The organism is Qipengyuania nanhaisediminis (assembly GCF_900115585.1).
In the GTDB taxonomy this organism is placed as follows: domain Bacteria; phylum Pseudomonadota; class Alphaproteobacteria; order Sphingomonadales; family Sphingomonadaceae; genus Qipengyuania; species Qipengyuania nanhaisediminis.
Genome location: NZ_FOWZ01000001.1, coordinates 64,602 through 85,558 on the forward strand (window position 1 = coordinate 64,602; position 20,957 = coordinate 85,558).

18 protein-coding genes and 1 tRNA gene are annotated in these 20,957 nt (G+C 62.3%); 11 read left to right on the top strand and 8 right to left on the bottom strand.

Features of this window, described 5'->3' with window-relative positions; all coding sequences use genetic code 11:
- Nucleotides 1-7 precede the first annotated feature (7 nt).
- The 3 genes from glmM to thiD are packed head-to-tail and all read left to right on the top strand — an operon-like array spanning nucleotide 8 to nucleotide 2,366.
- Complete coding sequence (gene glmM / locus BM173_RS00380; protein ID WP_090478252.1) at nucleotides 8-1,345, top strand: phosphoglucosamine mutase; 1,338 nt, start codon at nucleotides 8-10, stop codon at nucleotides 1,343-1,345.
- Nucleotides 1,345-1,569 carry a DUF1272 domain-containing protein gene (locus BM173_RS00385; RefSeq protein ID WP_090476287.1) on the top strand — a complete coding sequence of 75 codons (225 nt, stop codon included), beginning with the start codon at nucleotides 1,345-1,347 and terminating at the stop codon, nucleotides 1,567-1,569. The genes glmM and BM173_RS00385 overlap by 1 nt, the downstream gene beginning before the upstream one ends.
- Nucleotides 1,566-2,366 (top strand): bifunctional hydroxymethylpyrimidine kinase/phosphomethylpyrimidine kinase, encoded by an 801-nt coding sequence (gene thiD / locus BM173_RS00390; RefSeq protein WP_090476289.1) that lies wholly within the window; start codon nucleotides 1,566-1,568, stop codon nucleotides 2,364-2,366. The genes BM173_RS00385 and thiD overlap by 4 nt, the downstream gene beginning before the upstream one ends.
- 19 nt (nucleotides 2,367-2,385) lie before the next feature.
- On the opposite strand, the gene BM173_RS00395 is transcribed toward thiD, so the two are convergent.
- Nucleotides 2,386-3,270, bottom strand: a complete 885-nt coding sequence (locus BM173_RS00395) for an LOG family protein (RefSeq protein ID WP_177201763.1) — start codon at nucleotides 3,268-3,270, stop codon at nucleotides 2,386-2,388.
- A gap of 71 nt (nucleotides 3,271-3,341) precedes the next feature.
- Nucleotides 3,342-3,417: transfer RNA gene (locus BM173_RS00400), tRNA-Trp, on the bottom strand.
- 87 nt (nucleotides 3,418-3,504) lie between these two features.
- Between BM173_RS00400 and aat the strand changes: the two genes are divergently transcribed.
- Nucleotides 3,505-4,188 (top strand): leucyl/phenylalanyl-tRNA--protein transferase, encoded by a 684-nt coding sequence (aat, locus tag BM173_RS00405; protein WP_090476293.1) that lies wholly within the window; start codon nucleotides 3,505-3,507, stop codon nucleotides 4,186-4,188.
- On the opposite strand, the gene BM173_RS00410 is transcribed toward aat, so the two are convergent.
- The 4 genes from BM173_RS00410 to BM173_RS00425 all read right to left on the bottom strand — a co-directional run bounded on the left by BM173_RS00410 (nucleotide 4,137) and on the right by BM173_RS00425 (nucleotide 6,186).
- The gene (locus BM173_RS00410; protein ID WP_090476296.1) at nucleotides 4,137-4,622 is read right to left on the bottom strand and encodes a DUF2155 domain-containing protein; all 486 of its coding nucleotides are present in this window, start codon (nucleotides 4,620-4,622) and stop codon (nucleotides 4,137-4,139) included. The genes aat and BM173_RS00410 overlap by 52 nt on opposite strands.
- A 2-nt stretch (nucleotides 4,623-4,624) precedes the next feature.
- Nucleotides 4,625-5,023, bottom strand: coding sequence for an NADH:ubiquinone oxidoreductase subunit NDUFA12 (locus tag BM173_RS00415; protein WP_090476298.1), 399 nt, complete (start codon nucleotides 5,021-5,023; stop codon nucleotides 4,625-4,627).
- A gap of 61 nt (nucleotides 5,024-5,084) precedes the next feature.
- Nucleotides 5,085-5,597 carry a DUF192 domain-containing protein gene (locus BM173_RS00420; RefSeq protein ID WP_090476300.1) on the bottom strand — a complete coding sequence of 171 codons (513 nt, stop codon included), beginning with the start codon at nucleotides 5,595-5,597 and terminating at the stop codon, nucleotides 5,085-5,087.
- Between the two features lie 4 nt (nucleotides 5,598-5,601).
- On the bottom strand, nucleotides 5,602-6,186 hold the full coding sequence (locus tag BM173_RS00425) for a regulatory protein RecX (protein ID WP_090476302.1): 585 nt from the start codon (nucleotides 6,184-6,186) through the stop codon (nucleotides 5,602-5,604).
- Between the two features lie 130 nt (nucleotides 6,187-6,316).
- On the opposite strand from BM173_RS00425, the gene BM173_RS00430 reads away from it, so the two are divergent.
- The 6 genes from BM173_RS00430 to BM173_RS00455 all read left to right on the top strand — a co-directional run bounded on the left by BM173_RS00430 (nucleotide 6,317) and on the right by BM173_RS00455 (nucleotide 13,743).
- On the top strand, nucleotides 6,317-8,050 hold the full coding sequence (locus BM173_RS00430; protein ID WP_090476304.1) for a fatty acyl-AMP ligase: 1,734 nt from the start codon (nucleotides 6,317-6,319) through the stop codon (nucleotides 8,048-8,050).
- 119 nt (nucleotides 8,051-8,169) lie between these two features.
- Nucleotides 8,170-9,420 (top strand): toxic anion resistance protein, encoded by a 1,251-nt coding sequence (locus BM173_RS00435; RefSeq protein ID WP_425438788.1) that lies wholly within the window; start codon nucleotides 8,170-8,172, stop codon nucleotides 9,418-9,420.
- A 10-nt stretch (nucleotides 9,421-9,430) separates the two neighbouring features.
- Nucleotides 9,431-10,189, top strand: coding sequence for a hypothetical protein (locus tag BM173_RS00440; RefSeq protein WP_090476306.1), 759 nt, complete (start codon nucleotides 9,431-9,433; stop codon nucleotides 10,187-10,189).
- On the top strand, nucleotides 10,189-10,497 hold the full coding sequence (locus BM173_RS00445) for a polyhydroxyalkanoic acid system family protein (protein WP_090476309.1): 309 nt from the start codon (nucleotides 10,189-10,191) through the stop codon (nucleotides 10,495-10,497). The genes BM173_RS00440 and BM173_RS00445 overlap by 1 nt, the downstream gene beginning before the upstream one ends.
- Before the next feature lie 205 nt (nucleotides 10,498-10,702).
- Complete coding sequence (locus BM173_RS00450) at nucleotides 10,703-11,173, top strand: heme oxygenase-like domain-containing protein (RefSeq protein ID WP_143089539.1); 471 nt, start codon at nucleotides 10,703-10,705, stop codon at nucleotides 11,171-11,173.
- Nucleotides 11,170-13,743: an HWE histidine kinase domain-containing protein gene (locus tag BM173_RS00455; protein WP_090476313.1), complete on the top strand. Its 2,574-nt coding sequence runs from the start codon at nucleotides 11,170-11,172 to the stop codon at nucleotides 13,741-13,743. The genes BM173_RS00450 and BM173_RS00455 overlap by 4 nt, the downstream gene beginning before the upstream one ends.
- A 6-nt stretch (nucleotides 13,744-13,749) precedes the next feature.
- On the opposite strand, the gene BM173_RS00460 is transcribed toward BM173_RS00455, so the two are convergent.
- On the bottom strand, nucleotides 13,750-14,475 hold the full coding sequence (locus tag BM173_RS00460; protein WP_090476315.1) for an energy transducer TonB: 726 nt from the start codon (nucleotides 14,473-14,475) through the stop codon (nucleotides 13,750-13,752).
- A gap of 105 nt (nucleotides 14,476-14,580) precedes the next feature.
- Here BM173_RS00460 and BM173_RS00465 point away from each other — a divergent pair, with 105 nt between their 5' ends.
- The gene (locus tag BM173_RS00465) at nucleotides 14,581-17,355 is read left to right on the top strand and encodes a hybrid sensor histidine kinase/response regulator (RefSeq protein WP_177201764.1); all 2,775 of its coding nucleotides are present in this window, start codon (nucleotides 14,581-14,583) and stop codon (nucleotides 17,353-17,355) included.
- 89 nt (nucleotides 17,356-17,444) lie between these two features.
- On the opposite strand, the gene BM173_RS00470 is transcribed toward BM173_RS00465, so the two are convergent.
- Nucleotides 17,445-20,879, bottom strand: a complete 3,435-nt coding sequence (locus BM173_RS00470; RefSeq protein WP_090476319.1) for a TonB-dependent receptor — start codon at nucleotides 20,877-20,879, stop codon at nucleotides 17,445-17,447.
- Between the last annotated feature and the right edge of the window lie 78 nt (nucleotides 20,880-20,957).

Here is a 20,957-nt window from a genome sequence, read left to right on the forward strand (position 1 = left end):
TAGAGAAATGTCACGCAAATTCTTCGGCACCGACGGCATTCGCGGACGCACGAACGAGGGTGTGATGACCGCCGCCACTGCCATGCGGGTCGGCCAGGCCGCGGGAACGCACTTCCTGCGCGGCGGTCACCGGCACCGGGTCGTCATCGGCAAGGATACGCGGCTGTCCGGCTACATGATGGAAAGCGCGCTGGTGGCAGGGTTCACCAGCGTGGGCATGGACGTGATCATGACCGGCCCCCTCCCCACTCCGGCCATCGCCCTGCTCACCCGCGAAATGCGCGCCGACCTCGGCGTCATGATTTCGGCCAGCCACAATCCGTACGAAGACAATGGCATCAAGCTGTTCGGCCCCGACGGGTTCAAGCTTTCCGACGAGGCCGAAGCGTCGATCGAACTGCTGCTCGAGCAGGAGCCGCTGCTCGTCCAGGCCGACCGCATCGGCAGGGCTCGCCGGATCGACGACGCGCGCGGCCGCTATATCCACGCGATCAAGCAATCGGTGGCCAGCGACATCCGTTTCGACGGGCTGAAAGTCGTGGTCGATTGCGCCAACGGGGCTGCCTATCAGGTCGCGCCATCGGCGATCTGGGAACTGGGTGCGGATGTCATCGCCATGGGCGTCGAGCCGGATGGCACCAATATCAACCGCGATGTCGGCTCGACCTCGCTCGATGCGATCAAGGCCCGCGTGGTCGAGGAAGGTGCCGATATCGGGATTGCGCTCGATGGCGATGCCGACCGACTGATCGTGATCGACGAGAAGGGACGCGCGGTGGACGGGGACCAGATCATGGGTCTGATCGCATCCCGGCTTCATGCGCGCGGCGACCTGACGGGCGGCGGCGTGGTGGCTACTGTGATGAGCAATCTCGGCCTGGAGCGCTATCTGCAAGGCCAGGGCCTGACGCTGGAGCGCGCCAAGGTCGGTGATCGCTATGTCCTCGAGAAAATGAAGCAAGGCGGCTTCAATATCGGCGGCGAGCAGTCCGGCCACATGATCCTTCTCGACCACGCGACCACTGGCGACGGCACGGTTGCAGCGCTGCGCGTTCTTGCCAGCCTCGTGCGATCGGGCAAGCCGGCCAGCGAGTTGCTGCACGTCTTCGACCCCGTGCCCCAGCTTCTCAAGAATGTACGCTATTCGGGCGGCAAACCGCTTGAGGCGGAGAGCGTGAAAGCAGTCATTGCGGAAGCGGAGAAGGAACTCGAAGGGACCGGACGCCTCGTAATCCGGCCTTCCGGCACCGAACCCGTAATCCGGGTCATGGCCGAAGGTGATGATGCCGCGCAGGTCGAACGCGTCGTCGACCGGATCTGCGATGCCGTGAAGGATGCCGCCTGATGCTGGAGATGCGCCCCGATTGCGAGCGCTGCGGCGCGGATACGCCGGCAGACAAGCCAGGCAGCTTTATCTGCAGCTTCGAATGCACCTTCTGCACCGAATGCGCGGATGAACTCGACGATCTGTGCCCCAATTGCGGAGGCGAGTTGATGGACCGGCCCACACGGTCGGCAAAGCTGCTCGAGAAATACCCCGCAAGCACCGTGCGAAAGCACAAGGGATGAGCGGCGCCCCTCCCCGCATCCTAACCATCGCCGGGTCGGACAGTTCGGGCGGTGCCGGTATCCAGGCAGATATCAAGACCATCACCATGCTCGGCGGCTATGCGATGAGCGCGATCACCGCGGTCACGGCCCAGAACACGCGCGGCGTGCAGGGTGTCGAGGTCATGCACCCCGAACTTGTGATGGACCAGGTCGAGAGCTGTCTTGGCGACATCGGGGCCGATGCGATCAAGATCGGGATGCTGGGATCACCGCAGATTGCAATGCAACTGGCGGAACGGCTGGACACTTTTGCCGGACCGATCGTCTTCGACCCGGTCATGGTCGCGACCAGCGGCTCCGAGCTGGCGAGCGAGGCCACTATAGGCGCGTTCGGAGCCCTGATGGAAATCGCCACCATCGTCACTCCCAACCTGCCCGAACTGGGAGCGTTGACCGGACGCGAGAGCATTGCGGACGAAGACGTCTTCGATGCCGCGCGCGAACTGGCGGAAAAGCACGATACCGTAGTGCTGGCAAAAGGCGGGCATGGCGAAGGTGACGAGGTGCTCGACCGCGCGGTTTCCTCCACCGGCAAGATCGCCAGCTTCGGCCATCATCGCATCGACACACGCCATACGCACGGAACCGGCTGCACGCTGTCGGCCGCGCTGGCGACGTTCCTCGCCTATGGCCAGCCGACCACCCACGCGATCAGGCTGGCGCGCGGGTTCGTCTACGCAGCGATCGAGAATGCGCCCGAATTCGGCGAAGGCTCAGGCCCGCTCGGGCACCAGGCGGTACGCAAGCTGGGCTGAGCCTTCCGGTTGGCAGGCCTTAGAGGCCGTAGAAATTGCTGATGTGCTGCCAGGCGTCCTCGGCCGTTTCGCACCAGCGGAACAGGTCGAGGTCCTTCTTCGAAATCGTGCCTTCTTCGGCAATCGCCTCGAAATTGATGACGCGCTTCCAGAAATCCTCGCCGAACAGCAGGATCGGCATCGGTTTCATCTTGCCAGTCTGGATCAGCGTCAGCAGTTCGAAGAATTCGTCGAACGTACCGAAGCCGCCCGGGAACACCGCCACCGCACGCGCGCGCAGCAGGAAGTGCATCTTGCGCAGGGCGAAATAATGGAAGTTGAGCGAAAGGTAGGGCGTCACATAGGAGTTAGGAGCCTGCTCGTGCGGCAGGATGATGTTGAGGCCGATCGATTCACCGCCCGCTTCGCTGGCGCCGCGATTGGCAGCTTCCATGATCGAGGGACCGCCGCCCGAACACACGACGAACTGGCGCTTGCCGTCTTCGATGATCGACTTTTCGGTAGCCATCTTCGCCAGCTTCATGGCTTCGGCGTAATACTTGCTCTTGGCGACGAGGCTTTCGACGACCTTGCGCTCGTCTTCGGGCAGGTCCTTGGCGCCTTCCAGTGCCGCCTCCGCCGCTTCGGGAGGGGGAATGCGCGCGCTGCCGTACATGACCAGCGTCGAGCCGACACCGGCTTCGTCGAGAATCATCTCGGGCTTGAGGAGTTCGAGCTGGAAACGAACCGGGCGCAGTTCCTCGCGCAGGAGGAAGTCCTTGTCCTGGAATGCCAGCTTGTAGGAGGGATGTTCGGTCTGCGGCGTGTGCTTTTCGAGGCCCTTCTTTTCGAACTGGGCTTCCTGCTGTGCCGGATAGAATTTGCGATCGGCGAGATCGCGCTTTTGCTTTTCTTCTTCTGTCATGACCCGCGCGATAGTGCGAGGAGACATCATCGACAAGCCATTGAAGAGGAAATGGCCTTCCCGGGAGGGAATGGCAGGGGTGACAGGATTCGAACCCGTGGCCCTCGGTTTTGGAGACCGATGCTCTACCAGCTGAGCTACACCCCTGCAGCCGAGCCGGCGCATTAGTCGCAACGCGCCCCGCTGGCAAGATGCGTATCGCATATCTGCGCAAACTGTTAGGAACTGCGCACCATGCACGCCCCCGTCCCAGAAACGATTCCCGTCGATCTGCTGCTGCATGCCTATCGCAGCGGCGTATTCCCGATGGCCGATCACCGGGATGATCGCGAAGTCTACTGGGTCGAGCCGCGCGAGCGGGCCGTGATCCCGCTGGACGGCTTTCGCATGTCGTCCAGCCTGCGCAAGATCCTGCGCCAGAACAGATTTCGCGTTACCTGCGATACCGACTTCGCCGCGATCATCGCGGCTTGCGCCGAACCGCGCGAAGAACATGCGGAAAGCTGGATCAGCCACCAGATCGAGGAAAGCTACATCGCCTTGCACAAGGCCGGCCACGCTCATTCGGTAGAGGTATGGCGCGAGGGCGAGCTCGTGGGCGGGCTCTATGGCGTCGCCTTCGATCGTGTGTTTTGCGGGGAGAGCATGTTCAGCCGCGCCGACAATGCCAGCAAGGTGGCGCTGGCGTGGCTCGTCGCCGCAATGCGGGAGGCAGGCTACCGCCTGCTCGACTGCCAGTTCATGACCGACCACCTCGCCTCACTGGGCGCGGTGGCCATGCCGCAATCGGATTACCTGCAATTGCTGAGGGCAGCGCGCGGAGAGCCGGCAGGCTCGATCCCGCAGCGCATCGCTGCGGCGAACGCTCACTCCTCGCCCGGAAACTCCATCGCGCAGCCCTTGACCCAGACGTCATAGATCGGGTGCTCGACCACGTTGAGGCTGGGCGAATTCTTGAACAGCCAGCCGGAGAAGACGCGGTTAAATTCGTTCTGGCTGCCACGTTCGCGCACAAGGACCTGAACGAAGGCGCCCGTTTCCTGCGGCATTTCCCACGGAGCGGTCCGCTCGCACGAAGCGAGGCTGATGATCACATCGCCCACGCGCTTCTGTTCGCCCGGACGCATTTCGAGGTCCTGCGTTTCATTGTTGCGTTTGTTGAGCAGGCCGATGGTTGCCACGCGCTCTTCCAGCGGAGTGCCTATCCCCGCTTCCGCAGCGGCGACTTCGGGCAGTTCGACACGCTGCAATTCTTCAGGAATTTCGGTGCTGACCGCTTCCGGCTCGGGCGGGTCCTGCGAGCAGGCGCCAAGCACCAGAGCAGCGCCAAGAAGCAGGCCGGTGCGGGCCATTATCAGGCGTCCGGAGACCAGGCTTCGTAATCGCCGACTGCGCGCGCACGCTTGCCACCACGCTCCAGTGCGCCCTGCGGGCGATAGGCATTGCCGGTGCCCGTAGCGTTCGGCGTGTAGTCGGCTTCCCAGATGCGCGGTGCGGGAAGGAAACTTTCAGGCACATCGTCGCCCGATCCGTGCAGCCAGCCATGCCATTCGGCAGGCACGCGGCTGGCGTCGTTGGCGCCCTCGTAGATCACCCAGCGGCGTTCGCGCTGGCCTTCGCCCTTTTTCTTGGAGCGGTAATACTTGTTACCCTGCGCGTCGGTGCCGACGTGTTCGCCATTGCGCGAGGACCACAGCATTGTGCCGATGGTGGCACCGTTCCACCAGGTGAAGATCTTTGCGAGAGGATTCATAATTCGCGCGCCTAGCTGATTCCCGCGCGCGCGCCAAGCGCATGCGTGGTGTATTTCGCCCTCACCATTCGACCAGGTCGCCGGGCTCGATGCCAAGCTCTTCGGCAAGGCCGCCGCGAATCTCCAGCACCCCGCTGGTGACGCCCACCGAATAGACCGATTCGAGCGAATAAGGCTCGGTCATGGCGGCGATATTGAGGATGCGTCCGTCGGTCCCGATGAAGATGATGTCGAGCGGGAGCGGCGTGTTCTTCATCCAGAAGCTGCGCGCGGTTTGCGGCTCGCTAGGGAAAATCATCGCCTCGTCGTCCGCCAGTTCGGTGCGGAACATCAGCCCCTGCGCCTGCGCCTCGCGCGACTGGGCGAGTTCGGTGCGGAAGGTGTGGACCGTGTCGCCGCTGCGCACGGTAACCGGGATGACCTGCAAGCCCGAGATCGGGTGCACCGCCTCTGCCTGCTGAGACGCGGCACTGGCCGGTTCCTCGGCGGTCCCGGCAGGCGCACAGGCGGCCATGGCAAGCGCAAGGCATATCGCGCCGCTGCGCAGTACCGGCAAAGCAATTTCGAACTTCATTCCATCAATCCCACAGATCGGCTTCTTCAAGCCATTCTTCCAGCGCCGCTTCGTCGGCAGCGGAAAGGATGGCCTGAGCGTGGGCGAAGGTGTGCCCCGCCCTAACCATCGCTGCAAGCTGCTTTTCATTCCGTTTATGACGCATTTCGCCCGTCTCGTCTTCGGGAGGCGTGGAGAAAGGCCCGAAACGCCTGCGCCGGGCCAGTGCGAGCGCCGCCTCGCGCGCTTCGCGTTCGCCCGGCGCAAGTTCGCTTCGCAGTCCTTCGTCGATACCCGCCGCCCGAAGCGTTTCGTCGACCCGCCGCGCGCCATATCCGCGTGACAGCAGGCCGCCCGCCTTCATTTTCCCGTACCCGCGATCGTCGACATAGCCCTTGTCCGCGAAATCGGCGACGAGAGCATCGATACCGGGATCGCCTTCGTCCTCCCACCCACGTTCGCGCAGCTTGCGCTTGAGGTAGCTTTCCAGCTTGCCCGCACTGGTCGCAAAGCGCGCCACATAGGCCAGCGCCAGGTCGCGCAGTCGCGTGCGGTCGAGCGGCTTGGGCTTGCGACGAGTTCGGCGCTGTGTTGCGTTACGATCAACCATCGGCCATATTCGTGCCACAGTCCTTACCGAATGGGAAAGCTCGATATAGCGTTGCGGCAGTGATCGTGGCGCATAGGGATCATGAGGGATGCCGCAAGGCTCTGTTATTTCACGGGAATCGCGAAAACCAATGACCGACGCCGCATTGACGCCGACGCCAAATGATTGCGACCTGCCACGGCGCAGGGCCGATTTCGCCACCTTCAACGAGGCGGTGGATTACGCTGCCCGTAGCGAAAAGGGACTCAATTTCCATGATATGCGCGGCGACCTCGTGCGCCCCTATCCCTTCAGCGAAATGCGCGAGGATGCGCTCAAATTCGCGCGCCAGCTGGCCGCTTACGGCATCGGCAAGGAAGACCGCGTAGCGCTGGTTGCGGAAACCTGCCCCGAATTCGCCGCGCTGTTCTGCGCCTGCACCTATGTCGGCGCCTGGCCGGTTCCCCTGCCCCTGCCGACCGGCTTCGGCGGCAAGGAAGGTTATATCGACCAGCTTTCAGTCCAGCTGCAGAGCAGCGATCCCAATATCCTGATCTATCCCGAAGAAATCGCGGAAATGGCCAAGGCTGCTGCCGACCGGCAGGGCTGCGACGGGGAAAGCTGGCAGGAATTCGCGAAGCGCCCCGATCCAGAATGCGACCTGCCCGAAGCGCAGCCGGAGGACATTTGCTACCTCCAGTATTCCAGCGGTTCGACGCGTTTCCCGACCGGTGTCGCCGTCACGCACGAGGCGCTGCTGCACAACCTCTTCGGCCACTCGACCGGCGTGGACCTTGGCGAAAACGACCGCGTGGTGAGCTGGCTGCCGTGGTATCACGACATGGGCCTCGTCGGGTGCCTGCTCTCGCCCATCGCGAACCAGGCATCGGTCGATTATCTCAAGACCGAACATTTCGCGCGTCGCCCGCTGGCATGGCTCGACCTGATCAGCCGGAACAAGGGCAATACGCTCAGTTATTCGCCGACCTTCGGCTATGACATCTGTGCGCGCCGCATCTCCAGCCAGAGCCATGTGGACGAGCGCTTCGACCTGTCGCGCTGGCGCACTGCCGGCAATGGCGCCGACATGATCCGCCCCGACGTGATGCAAAGCTTCGTCAACGCCTTTGCTGAGGCCGGCTTCAAGGCCAGCGCCTTTACGCCGAGCTATGGCCTGGCCGAAGCGACGCTGGCGGTCACCGTCATGCCGCCGGGCGAAGGTATACGCGTCGAACTGGTCGAGGAAGAACGCCTCTCCGGCCGTCCGCGCAATCTGAACAGCCCAGCGCGCTACCGGGCGATCGTCAATTGCGGCAAGGCGCTGCCGGGCATGGAAGTCGAGATCCGCGACGAGAAGGGCGCGGCCAAGGCCGACCACCAGATCGGCAAGGTCTGGTGCCGCGGCACCAGCGTCATGCACTCCTATTTCCGCAACGAGGAAGCGACCGAGGAATGCCTGGTCGACGGCTGGCTGGACACGGGCGACATGGGCTATCAGGCCGATGGCTATCTGTTCATCGTGGGCCGCGCGAAGGACATGATCATCATCAACGGCAAGAACCTCTGGCCGCAGGATATCGAATGGGCGGTCGAGCAGCTGCCCGGCTTCAACCACGGCGACATCGCCGCCTTCTCGGTCGATACCGATAATGGCGAAGAAGCTCCTGCCGTGCTGGTACATTGCCGCGTTTCGGAACCCGAAGAACGGATCAAGCTGCGCGACCAGATCGCCGACAAGGTCCGCGGCGTCACCGGCATGAGCTGCGTGGTCGAACTCGTGCCGCCGCGTACGCTGCCGCGCACCAGTTCGGGCAAGCTCAGCCGCGCCAAGGCGAAAAGGCTTTACCTGTCGGGCGAAATCCAGCCGCTCGAACTGGCCGCCTGAAGCCTTATTACTGTCAACATGAGGGTTTGTAGCTGCCATCGCGTGATGGCACCTTGAAACTCGTGTTATAGAGACCTAATACAGAGAAGAGTAATCTTCCGGGAGGTCTGCGTAAATTCATGAGTGACGAAAAGCCCCAGGCAGCCGCTGCCACGCCCGCTGCGAAGCCCGCCGCTACCGCCACGATGGCGCCGCCGGAATTCGACCTGACGCCGCCCGATCCGGTACCAGCCGTTGCGCCCGAAAAGGCTGCCGGCCTCGTCCCCGTCTCCGAAGAGGTGAAGAGCAAGCTGGAAAGCAAGGTCGACGGCTTCGTCGACGATCTGATCGCGCAGGACGCCAATTCGCCGGAATTCGGCAAGAAGGTCGACCAGCTCACCAACATGGGCCGCAAGGAAATCATGGCGGCGGCAGGCATGTCGAACCGCTTCCTCGACCGTCCGGTCCGCGCGATGGACAAGGACGAAGGCGTCGGCGCGAACCTCGCCGAACTGCGCCGCGTCGTGGAAGACCTCGATCCGGGCAAGCGCGGCAAGCTTTCGGGCACGCGCAAGATCCTCGGCATCATTCCCTTCGGCAACAAGCTGACCAACTACTTCCGCAGCTACCAGAGCGCGCAGACGCACATCCAGTCGATCCTTTCGAACCTTGCCAGCGGCAAGGACGAGCTGATCATGGACAATGCCGCGATCGACGTCGAACGCCAGAAACTGTGGGAGGCGATGGGCAATCTGGAACAGATGATCCACATCTCCAACACGCTGGACGGCAAGCTGGAGGAAAAGGCCGCCGAACTCGACGCGACCGATCCGGCCAAGGCCAAGGCCGTGCGCGAAACCGCGCTATTCTATGTCCGCCAGCGTACGCAGGATCTGCTCACCCAGATGGCCGTGAGCGTGCAGGGCTATCTCGCCCTCGACCTCGTGAAGAAGAACAACGTCGAGCTGGTGAAGGGCGTCGACCGCGCCAGCACCACGACCGTGGGCGCTCTGCGCACGGCAGTCACCGTTGCCGAGGCAATGACCAACCAGCGCCTCGTGCTCGGCCAGATCACCGCACTCAACGACACGACCGCCGGCATCATCGACAGCACCAGCACCATGCTGCGCGACCAGACCGGCAAGATTCACGAACAGGCCGCCGCCAGCACCATCCCGCTGGAGACGCTGCAGCGCGCCTTCCAGAACATCTACGACACCATGGACGAGGTCGACGAATTCAAGATTCGCGCGCTCGATTCCATGAAGCAGACGGTCACGCTGCTTGGCGAAGAGGTCGAAAAATCGAAGGGCTATATCGCCCGCGCCGAAGGCCAGGCCCAGGCGCAGAAGCAGGTGGCGACCAGCGACCTGTTGAGCATCGAGGGATAAGGGAACAGCCTTGAGCGACTTAAGCCGAGATTCCGACCGTATCCTTTCCGAAGGCAGGGCACTCGTGCGCGATAATCGTGAAGGTGGCCGCCATCGCCGCGCCGTGTCGATCGGTGAAGGATCGGCCCGGGTGCGCCGCAAGAACTGGACGAAACGGATTACCTATTTCGTTGGCGCCGTTTTCACGATCCTCGTTGCAGGATCGATCGCGGGGCTGGTGCTCGACGGGATCGGTTTCGTCGGCGTGATGGCGATCGCGCTTGCGGTCGTCGTCGCTGCGGCGGTCTTTTCGAACTACCCCAAGGTGAAGGTCCCCAAGCGGTCCGACATCAACCGGGGCGATGTGAAGCAAATGGTGAGCCGCACCGAGCTATGGCTCGAAGCGCAGCGACCCGCCCTGCCCCCGCCGGCCGTCAATCTGGTCGACCAGATCGGGGTGCAGCTCGATAATCTCGGCTTCCAGCTCGAGGGCCTCGACCAGAACCACCCCAAGGCCCGGGAAATCCGCAGCCTGGTGGGTGAACAGCTTCCCGAGATGGTCGACAGCTATCGCAAGATCCCGGCGCATCTCCGCACTGAAAAGCGCGCCGGGGCGACGCCAGACGAACAGCTGACGGGCAGCCTGTCCAAGATCAGCGGCGAAATCGATTCGATCACGCGCCAGCTGGCCGAAGGTTCGCTCGACGATTTGGCGATCAAGCACCGGTTCCTCGAATACAAGTTCGGCGAAGGTGCCGAGACCAGCCCGCAACTGGAGCACAAGAGCTGATGCGCGTCCCGATTTCCCACGATCTTCCCAAGGAAGAAGTGCGCCACCGCCTCTCCAGCCGCAGCCATGAAATCGCCGATGTCGTGCCTGGCGGCATGGCGGAAGTCGACGTGTCGTGGCCGAACGAAGACACCATGGCGGTGAATGTCGTCACCATGGGTCAATCGCTGAATTCGCGGGTCCTGATCGAGGACAAGCAGGTGGTTTTCGAAGTCGACCTGCCGATGGCGCTGAGCTTCGTGAAACCGATGATCGAAAGCGCCATCCGCTCCAAGGGCGAAAAGCTGTTGAGCGCGCCAAAAACCTGACGTTCAGAAAATTTGATTTGCGGCGGGAACCCCGTTCGCTTTCAATCGCTTGTTGCTGGGGACCGCTATTCTGGCGGCCCATTCGCGTTTGAAAGCCGGACCGCTCCGGCGCCCGAATGCGGCCGTAGGGGGAGCGGACTTGAGACAAAGACTACGCGCGGCCACGGCCACGTTGCACGACCAATTGGACGCCGCAATGGGCTCCATGCCTGTCGGCAACGACGCATCCTTCGCGCGATTCCTGACAATTCAATACGCCGGTCGCGAATTGCTCGACGCCGGCTTTGCCGAGCAGAAGCCCGATCACATCGATGTACCTCCCTCACAACTCGAACTGCTGGATCGCGATCTTGCCTCGCTTGGCCATAAACCGATCCGCATTCCCGGCAACGCCTCGTTCACCTCGCCCGCCGCTGCACTGGGCGCGGCGTGGGTCGTTTCGGGGTCTTCAATGGGAAATCGCGCGATGCTGGCGCAGCGCCGAAAGCACGGTTTGGACCATGCAAATGCCTTTCTCGCCGACTCTCGCATGCCAACCTATTTCCGAACCCTCCTTCCGGTGCTAGCGGGCGAGTTCGACAGATTTGAGCAAGACCAGATGATCGACGGCGCAACGCTCGCCTTCACCGTATTTCTGGACGTGCTCGCCCGATCCGAACTGAAAGAAGCCGCATGAGCGCTCCCGACTACCAGGTCGATCTGACCAATTGCGATCGGGAGCCGATCCACCAGCTCGGGCGAATCCAGAGTTTCGGCGCGCTGGTTGCGGTCAACACCGATTGGCTGGTCTCCCAGCGATCGACGAACCTGGAAAAAATGCTCGGACTCGATGAGGAGATCGAGATCGGCAGCAGGCTCTCCAATGTGCTTGCCGGCCCGGCAGTCGATCAATTGCGCAGCGCGGTGAGCGGTCTCATCGACGATGACCAAATCGAACGCTTGTTCGGGCTGGACCTGCGCGGCGACGGCACACTGTTCGATTGCGCCCTCCATTGCTCCGGCCCCTATTCGATCATCGAGATCGAGCGGCACAAGCAGGGCGATATCAGCCGCCAGCTTGGCCTCCTGCGCCCTGCCATGCAGCGCCTCGAAAAGCTGACCGACCTCGACACCTTGCTGGAAGAGGCCGCCCGACAGGTACGCACGACGCTGCATATGGACCGCGTCATGATCTACCGCTTTCACGGCGATCTTTCGGGCGAGGTTGTGGCAGAATCGGCGCGCGGCGATCTCGAGAAATTCCACGGGCTCCGCTATCCCAAGTCGGACATTCCGGCACAGGCGCGCGAACTCTACGTGCGCAATCGCTTTCGCATCATCAGTGACGTGAACGACGAGCCGGTCGCGATCGAACCTGGGATAACCGCAGAAGGTGCGCCGCTCGACTTATCGATGAGCACCTTGCGCGCTGTCTCGCCGATCCACATCGAGTATCTGCGCAACATGGGCGTCGAAGCTTCGCTCTCGATCTCGATCGTGATTGGCGGAAAGCTCTGGGGTCTGTTTGCCTGCCATCACTACTCGCCCAAGTTCCTGCCCTATTCCCAGCGCACTGCGGCCGAACTCTATTCCGAGATAGTCTCGCTGCTGATCGAGCGGGCGCTCAACAAGAAGCATTCGAAGCTCCGCGACCGCGGGCGCGAGGTTCACGACCGGCTGATGCGCGATATCGTCGCCGGGCAAAGCCTGTTGCAAAGCCTGCCGACCCTCGATCCGGTCATTGGGCAGATCATCCCGCACGACGGGATCAGCATCTTCGTCGACGATATCTACAAGCTTAACGGCAAGGGACCGAACGAGGAAGAATTCCGGGCGCTCGTCAAATCCCTCAATGCGGCAGCGACCAGCCGGGTGCTGGCGGTGGACGAATTACCCGCGCGCTTTCCCCGCGCCGAGCGGTTTTCGGACCGCGCTGTCGGTGCCCTGATCATCCCGGTTTCGCGCTCGCCCCGCGATTATCTCGTCTTGTGGCGGTCAAGCCTCGACCAGGTCGTCACCTGGGCGGGCAACCCCGACAAGCCGGTCGAAATGGGCCCGAACGGTGCACGCCTCACCCCGCGCAAGAGTTTCGAGGCGTGGCAGGAAACGGTCGAGGGCAAGAGCAGCCCGTGGACCGATGGCGAGCTCCAAATGGCCGACCAGCTGCGCGTAAGCCTGCTGGAAATCATCCTGCGCCTGACCGACAAGGACCTGGAAGAACGACGCAAGGCGCAAGCGCATCAGGAATTGCTGATCGCGGAATTGAACCACCGCGTGCGCAACATCCTCAACCTGATCCGCGGCCTGATCAACCAGTCGCGCGGGGACGCGCGTGACATCGAGACCTTCACCGAAATCGTCGGCGGCAGGGTTTCCGCGCTGGCGCTCGCACATGACAACATCACCAAGGGCAACTGGTCGTCGGCGCCGCTTGGCGAATTGATCGACAGCGAGGCGAAGGCATACCTCGCCGGGAAGACCGACCGCCTGCGGGTGACCGGACCGGAAGCCCAAGTCAACCCCGAAGCCTACACGGTGCTCGCCCTCGTCATCCACGAGATGTTCACGAACTCGGCCAAATACGGGTCCTTGAGCGACAGCACGGGCTTGCTCGAAATCACAACCCGGCGCGACTACGACGATTCGCTCGTAATCGACTGGACGGAAAGCCAGGGTCCGCCGGTAAGGCCCCCGTCCCGGCGCGGCTTCGGATCCACCATCATCGAGCGCTCGATCCCGCACGAATTGGGCGGCGAGGCACGGGTGGATTACAAGCTTAGCGGCGTCGAAGCGAGTTTCCGGGTCCCCGACCGTTTCGTCGAGTGGGACGAGGCTGAGCAGGCCGCGACCTCCCCTGCGGACAGCGAAGCTGATGGTGTTCCAAACTCCGAAACAGACAGCGACACCAAGCCTGCACCCGGCAGCGTGCTGCTGGTCGAAGACAGCATGATCATCGCCCTCGATGCCGAGGATTGTCTCAAGGAATTGGGCGTGGCGCAGGTGCGCGTGGAAAGTTCGGTCGCAGGCGCAATGGAGGCGCTGGCGAAGAACGATTTCGAAGCTGCTATCCTCGACTACAATCTGGGCGGCGAGAACAGCGAGGCAATCGCCAAGGAGCTGGCCGGACGCGGAACTCCGTTCTGGATGGCGACCGGCTATGGCGAGATGAAGGACCGCGTCGAAGAGCTGGGCGCGCGAGGGCTGTTGACCAAGCCCTATGGCAAGAAAGAGCTCGAACAGCTGCTGTCCGACCTATCCGCCAGCTGACCCGGCCTAGTTGAAGAACCTCTGCTGGTAATAGAAGGGCGCCGCGACAGGCTGGCCCTCTGCATTTCGCGCAGGTTCGAAGCGCAGCTGCTGCAGCGCCAGTTCGCACACCTTCGAATCGGTCTCGGGAAACGGGCTGGGCCGGTAGACCGAGCAACTCGTGGCACGTCCCTCTGCCGACACCCGCAATCTGACTATGACCGACTTGCCGATCCGCGCCTCCCTCCCGCCGGGCGGAATGGGGAAAGCGCTGGCATCTGTGATAGCCCGCACAAGGACCGGCTTCGTCGCCGCTACGCCCCCCTGCCCGCCGCCGCCGCGGCCGGCACCCGTGCCGAGACCGCTTCCCGCAGCGCCCGTGCCGGTGCCGTTATCGGTTGCCCCTGAATCGGTCGCAGTACCGGTCGACGAAGCGCGCGGCACAGGCCGATCTTCGCGAACCTGTTGCCTGGGCGTCGGGGCCGTAACCGGTTGGGGCACTGCCTCACGCCCCGGATCGCCTTGCGCACCTTCGTCCGGCTGAGGTTCGACCTCGGGCGTCTCTTCGGGCGGAGCGGTGACCGTGACGGTGAAGGCAGAAACGACTTCGCGTTCCACAGTGGCGACCACCCCGGGCGCCAGACTACGTATCAGTGCGTAGAAGATTCCTATGTGAATCAGCAATATAAGCAGGATTACCCAGCCGTTGGGCCGTCTCTTTTGCGTGCTGAACCGGGATTGCGTCTCGCTCATTGCCTCTCAACGGGGAATAGGGTGGCCGCGTTCCACGGCCCTGAAGGTTCAATGCCGAACCTACGAGGAGATGCTGCTATCGCAAGCCTTCCATCGCCAATCGCATTGTACAAGGGCCGCTTCCGGCCCGATGGCACGACCCTGATCGCCTGCATCTTCGGTTTTCTCGCATTTGCCACACTCGCCTTCGTCAGCATCGAATTGACCCGCGGGGATGGCCGGATCGCGGTTGTCTGGTTGCCCAATGCGCTGGCGGCATCGATCCTGCTGCGAATGAAATTCCGCAACGAACGCATACTTCTTGCCGCGTTTCTTGCCGGAAATGTCACGGCGAACCTTTTCGTCGGAGACACGCTTTCGACAGCGCTCATCCTGTCGAGCGCGAACATTACGGAAATCATCATCGCCTTATGGCTCGTCCGCAAGTTCGCGTCCTCTCGTCCGACGATGGAGGACACGCGCGACCTTGTCGTCTTCGTCCTTGGGGCCGGCCTTGTCGCCCCGCTCGTTTCAGCGACAGTCGCATCGCTCGTGCTGGCAGGTGCAGGCAATGCGTCGTTTTCCGGCGTCATGCAGTGGGCAGCTGCCGATGCCCTTTCGATGGTCATCATCGCGCCTGCCGTCCTTGTGCTGTGGGATGCCATTTCCAATCCGCGCCTTCCGACACGCAAAGAGGCACTGGAATGGGCCACGCTCACTGCCCTGGGCACATCGGTTACGCTGATCGTGTTCCTGCAGACGTCCTACCCGCTGCTCTTCCTCGTCCCGCCGATCATCATCTCCCATGCCTTCCGCCTCGGCGCGCTCGGTACGGCGTTCTCGGTGTTCAAGGTGGCGACGATCGCGGTGATCGCAACACAGATGGGCTACGGACCGATCAACCTGCTGCCCATGCCCCTCCATTCGCAGCTGATCGTGCTCGAGGCCTTCCTCGCATCTTCCGTCCTGGTCGGTTTCCCGGTGGCAGCAGTGCTGTCGACGAGGGAGCGATTGACGGAAGAGTTCATCAACAGCCGCAAGCATCTCGCCCTGCTGGCACAGAATATCACGGATGCGATCCTGCGATACGATTTGCACGGGGTCTGCACCTATGCCTCGCCGTCCGTCAGCCGCGTTCTCGGCGCCGCGCCGGAGGAATTCGTCGGCATGACGACGGGCGAGAGGGTTCACCCCGAAGCTCGCGAGGAAGTCGCAGGGGTCGAGGAAAGGCTGTTGTCCGGCAAGAGCAAGAGTGAACGCTTCACCTATCGCCGGTTTCTCGACAGCGAGGATGGATCACCGGTCTATATCGAAGCCGACTGCGCACTCGCATTCGATCACGCCACGGGAGAGCGGGAGGGCATCGTCGTATCGGCCCGTGACGTCACCGAAAGGGTCGAACTCGAGAGAAAGCTTAAACGCGCCACCCGGCATGCGGAAAACGCCGCCCGCGCCAAGGCCCAGTTCCTCGCCAATATGAGCCACGAAATCCGCACACCGATGAACGGGGTGCTCGGTTTTGCCGACCTGCTCGCGCGCATGGAGCTGGATCCGGAAGCGGCGCGCTATGCCGACCTCATCGCCCGGTCGGGACGATCCATGATGATGTTGCTCAACGACATCCTCGATATCTCGAAGATCGAATCCGGCCAGCTTGTCATCAATTACGAGACTTTCGACCTGCCCCGCCTAGTCGAGGATTGTGTGCGGCTTCATATGGCAGGCGCGGAACGCAAGGGGATCAAACTGGGCGCATCGTGCCCGGAAGATATTCCGGCCCATATTCAGAGCGATCCTCTTCGCCTGCGACAGGTGCTGCTCAACCTGATCGGGAATGCCGTGAAATTCACCGAGACCGGTGCCGTGACGGTCAGCGTGCTGCAGGAAGGTCCTCGACTGGCAATCTCGGTCGAAGATAGCGGAATTGGCATTGACCCGAAGCGTCTCGACGGGATTTTCGATCCCTTTATCCAGGAAGAAGCAAGCACGACACGGCGCTTCGGAGGGACTGGGCTCGGCCTTTCGATCTCGCGTAAGCTGGCCGAATTGCTTGGTGGCAGCCTGACAGTCGAATCAATGCCTGGCGTGGGCTCGCGCTTTACCTTGCGTATTCCGCTTCAGGAAGTCGATCAGGATCTGGACGATCCCGCCATGGAAGAGCGGCGCGCGGGCAACCGGCTTGCTCCGCCGCCATCGGCGAGCGTTCTGGTGGCGGAAGACCATGACGTGAACCGGATGCTGGTGACCGCCATGCTGGAACAATTGGGGCAGCGGGTAACCGTGGCTTATGACGGCTCCGAAGCCGTGAAGATGGCGCTTGATGCGGCGGAAAGCGAAGCGCCGTTCGATCTCGTCCTGATGGATATCCAGATGCCGGGTTGCGATGGCTACACGGCCACGCGCACCATTCGCAGCCATGGCGTGGGATTGAGCCAGCTGCCCATCATCGCGCTCACCGCCAATGCATTTCCCGAGGACATCGCAGCTGCGCAGGAGGCAGGCATGCAAGGGCACCTCGCGAAACCCCTTGTGTTTGAGGAACTGACGGCCGTGCTGGCAAGATGGCTACCGGTGCGGATCGTGCCGGACAATACGGGGACTCTGCCGCCCCCGCCTTCAGCAAGCCCGGCGCGCAAACCGTCGAGCGAACTGCTGGAGCGATGGAATGCCCGGCGGTCCGAAGCGCTTGCCGCTGTCACTGCGGCAGTCGAACAGGACGTCCTGGAGGGCGTGCATATCGAAGAGCTGGCACGAACCGTCCATAAGCTGGCGGGCACAGCCGGAATGTTCGGAGAAGAGGCCCTGGGCGAGAAAGCCGCCGCCCTCGAACGGGCGCTGCGTTCCGGCGTCGAACCGGTCGTACGGAGGAAATTGGCCGAAGAACTGCTCGAGGCAGCGTAAGCGCAGCACCCGGCGCGAGAGGCCCGGCGCAAACGAAAAGGGCGGCCCCGAAGGACCGCCCTTTCCTGTTTCAAGCGGGTCGCCCCGACTTAGAAGTCGTAGCTGACGCCGATCTTCAGGCGCCACAGCGACGAGCTGACGTTTACGAAGGCATCGTCTGCAATCGCATCGGCTCCGCGGAAGCTCGTGATGATGTAGCGACCCTGATCGTCCACACCGTCGGTGCCCGCGACATCCTGCAGACCCGAGAAGTTACGACGACGCTGAATGTTCCAGTCGCTGTCGAGGAAGTTCAGGAAGTTATCCATCGAAGCGAAGAGCGTCAGGCGATCGTCGCGGCCGAAGAGACGACCCGGACCCGGGATTTCCTGGCTGAACGAAACATCCATGTCGTAATACCACTCGTTTTCGCAGGTGTTACGAGCGATCGACGAACCGACATAGTCCGCGACGCAATCCTGAGACAGCGCCCATTCGTTGAATTCGGCGACTGCGTCCGCGTCCGACAGCGGCGAAACATTCGGATCGCTGATCCCGCTCGGGATATAGGCAAGGACGTTATCGTTACCCGAAGTCGAGTCGTTGAAGTCGCCGCTGCCCGAGAAGGTGATCGAGTAGGGACGGCCCGAACGCGCCACGAAAGTGACGCCCAGACGGGTGGTCAGATCGTCGAAGAACTCTTCACGGAAGGATGTGCGCGCCGTGATGTTGTGCTTGCTGGCGAAGAAACCACGCGATTCGGCCGGAGCCTGGCGATCGAATGCGGCCGTGCGGTCGTAGTTCGAACCGGCAGTCGAGTTATACATGTTGCGACGATCGTTGGCGTCGGTGAATGCATAACCCAGGCTGAAATTGACCGAACCGCCGTCGGTGAACAGGCCACCATTAAAGCGTTTGGCGAGGATCGCCGAAACGATCTGGCTGTCGTAACCGGCCGAGTTCGTGAGCATGAGCTCGTTGTCGCGGCGCGTGCCGAAACAGTCGCCCGTGACACCCGTGTAGGTCGGCGGATAGGTGTCGACCAGTACGGCATCACATCCGCTACGCGTCGGTTCGATAGCAGCATAGATCGGGCGGCCATCAATTGCGAAACCGTTCAGCCCCTCATCGATGTCGGGAATCTGCGAGAGATCGACGATCGTATACGGATTACGATAGCGCGAGTAGATATAGTCGAGATTGAGCGACCAGTTGCTGAAGAAGCCCGACGGGGCGAAGTCCAGCGCACTCGAGAAACCGAGGTTTGCACGAACAACACTCGGAACCTCGATATCCGGGTCGATCGACTGGGTATCGCCGAGACCGGCGGCTGCGCTCGCGATCGCTGCGTCACGGAAACACTGCGGGACACCGGTAAAGCTACCGTTCTGGACCACGTCGATCGGACCGGCGGGGCACAGATCGTCGGTTGTGTCGCCCTGAGCGAAGCCACGGCCGTCGCCCTGGAAAGCGTTGCCGAACCAGACCAGCGGATCGCCGCCGGAGAAGATGCCGACGCCGCCACGCAGTTCCGCACGCGAGAATGTTGCGAAATCGCCAAGGTCGTAAGCGAAGGATGCGCGCGGCATAACAATGGGATCCAGCGCGCTGAAGCCGGTGTTGTTGCCGAAGCCATAACGATCGACGAAGTTCGGGTTCAGGGCCGGTGCATCGCCATCATACCAGTCGACACGGAGACCAAGGGTCACGTCCAGACGGTCGCTGACCATCCATTCGTCCTGAAGGAAAGCCGAATAAATGTCGCGCGAGAAAGCTGCAGCGGCGTCACGCACATCGCCCGTAGCCGAGAACGCGCCGTATGCACCGACGGCTTCGCCGGTCGCGACGTTTTCAGGGTTGGTGAAAGTGCTGTCGCCATTGGACAGGATACCCTCACGCAGATCGTCGATGTTCTGGAAAACCAGCTGTCCCGTAGCATTCTGGACGAACAGGTTGAACAGGTTCGCGTGGTTCCATTCCACACCTGCCTTGAAGCGGTGCACGCCGGCTTCAAGGGTGGCGGCAGCACGGAACTGGTCGATCTTGGTCTGCAGGTCGTTCGCCGAGCGCGAGAAGCCCGGACCGGCCTGCACAGCACCATACTGATCGGCGCCCGCAGCGGCGCCATTGTCGATACCTACGACAATGCGCGGGATCGGGTTGGCATCTTGTGCCTCGCCGCCGCCGAGCGGACCCTGGAGATCCTGAATTTCCGAACGCGAGTAGCGCAACTCGGTCGAGAACGCGTCGCTCCACTGCGAGTAGAGGCGTCCCGAGTAATACTCGGACTCGGTGCCACTCTCGTTAAACGTGTTGGCACCAACGACGGAGCCGCGGAAGCTGCCGAACTGGCTGAAGTCGTCCGGACCCAGGGTCGATTCCTGCAGGTTCTGGTAGGTCGCCTCGAAACGGTGATCATCAGTGATCTGCAAGTCGGCACGAACGAAATAACGATCGTTTTCGTAAGGACGGACATAGACAATAGGTCCGGTTTCGATACCGTATACCGAGCTCAGAACGTCCGAGATTTCGTTGAACTGCTCGACGGAAACCGCGCCGATTTCATCGCCGAAACCGCCACCTGCAGGGCCATACTCCTGCGGGAAACCGGCTTCCTGATGCTCGTAAGCGGCGAAAACGAAGAGGCGATCCTTGATGATCGGTCCGCTGACGTAGCCGCCCCAGCGCTTGAGAGGCTCGATGTTACCAGCAACTACGCCATCCGCCTGGTCGCCGCGCAGATCCTGGTCCGAATATTCGAAAAAGCCGCCGAAGTGGTATTCGTTCGAACCCGACTTGGTAACCGCATTGATCGCACAGCCGGTGAAGTTGCCGTAGTCGACATCGAAGGGCGCGAAAGCGACCTGCGTTTCGCGGATCGCATCATACGGAATGGGTGCAGAGCTGCGCGATGCGAAGCCGGTGTCGTTCAGGCCGTAAACGTCGCCCTGGTTGATGCCGTCGATGGTGAAGGCATTCGAACGATCGTTGCCGCCGAGGCAGGAAATACGGTCCACGCCCGAACCGCTATCGTCGCGGTCGAGGCTGACGCGCGGGTCGATACGGATGATATCGCGAATATCGCGGTCGAACGTCGGAGCCGATTCGAGAACTTCGAGACCGAAGCTCTGGCCCGGGCCGGTAGCGATCTGCGTCGTCGCAACGCGTGCGCCGGTGACAACGATTACGCCCGAACCGCTGGTCAGCGTGAAGGTCAGATCGGTCGCGCCCTGGAGGCTGGTGTTGACGTCGTTCAGGGTCTGGCCTTCGAAGCCAGGAGCCGCGACCGCAACGGTGTAGGGACCACCAACGGTGAGGTTGGATGCAGCGAAGCCGCCGGCAGGGCCGGTGGTCACGGTGCGGCTTGCACCGGTACGCGTATCGGTGACGATCACTTCTGCGCCGGCAAGCGGAGCACCATTTTCGTCTTGCACGGTGCCCTGGATCGCCGAAGTGATCTGCTGTGCGGCTGCCGGAGCGGCGACCATGGCGGCACCGGCGGTAAGGCTGACTGCGCTGGCAGCCAGGAGATACTTGAACTTCATCGAGAAGACCCCTTCGTCTCTTCGGGTGTGAATTTGCTTTGTTGGAAGCGCAGCCCCGCTAGGCCGTGCATGTTTCCG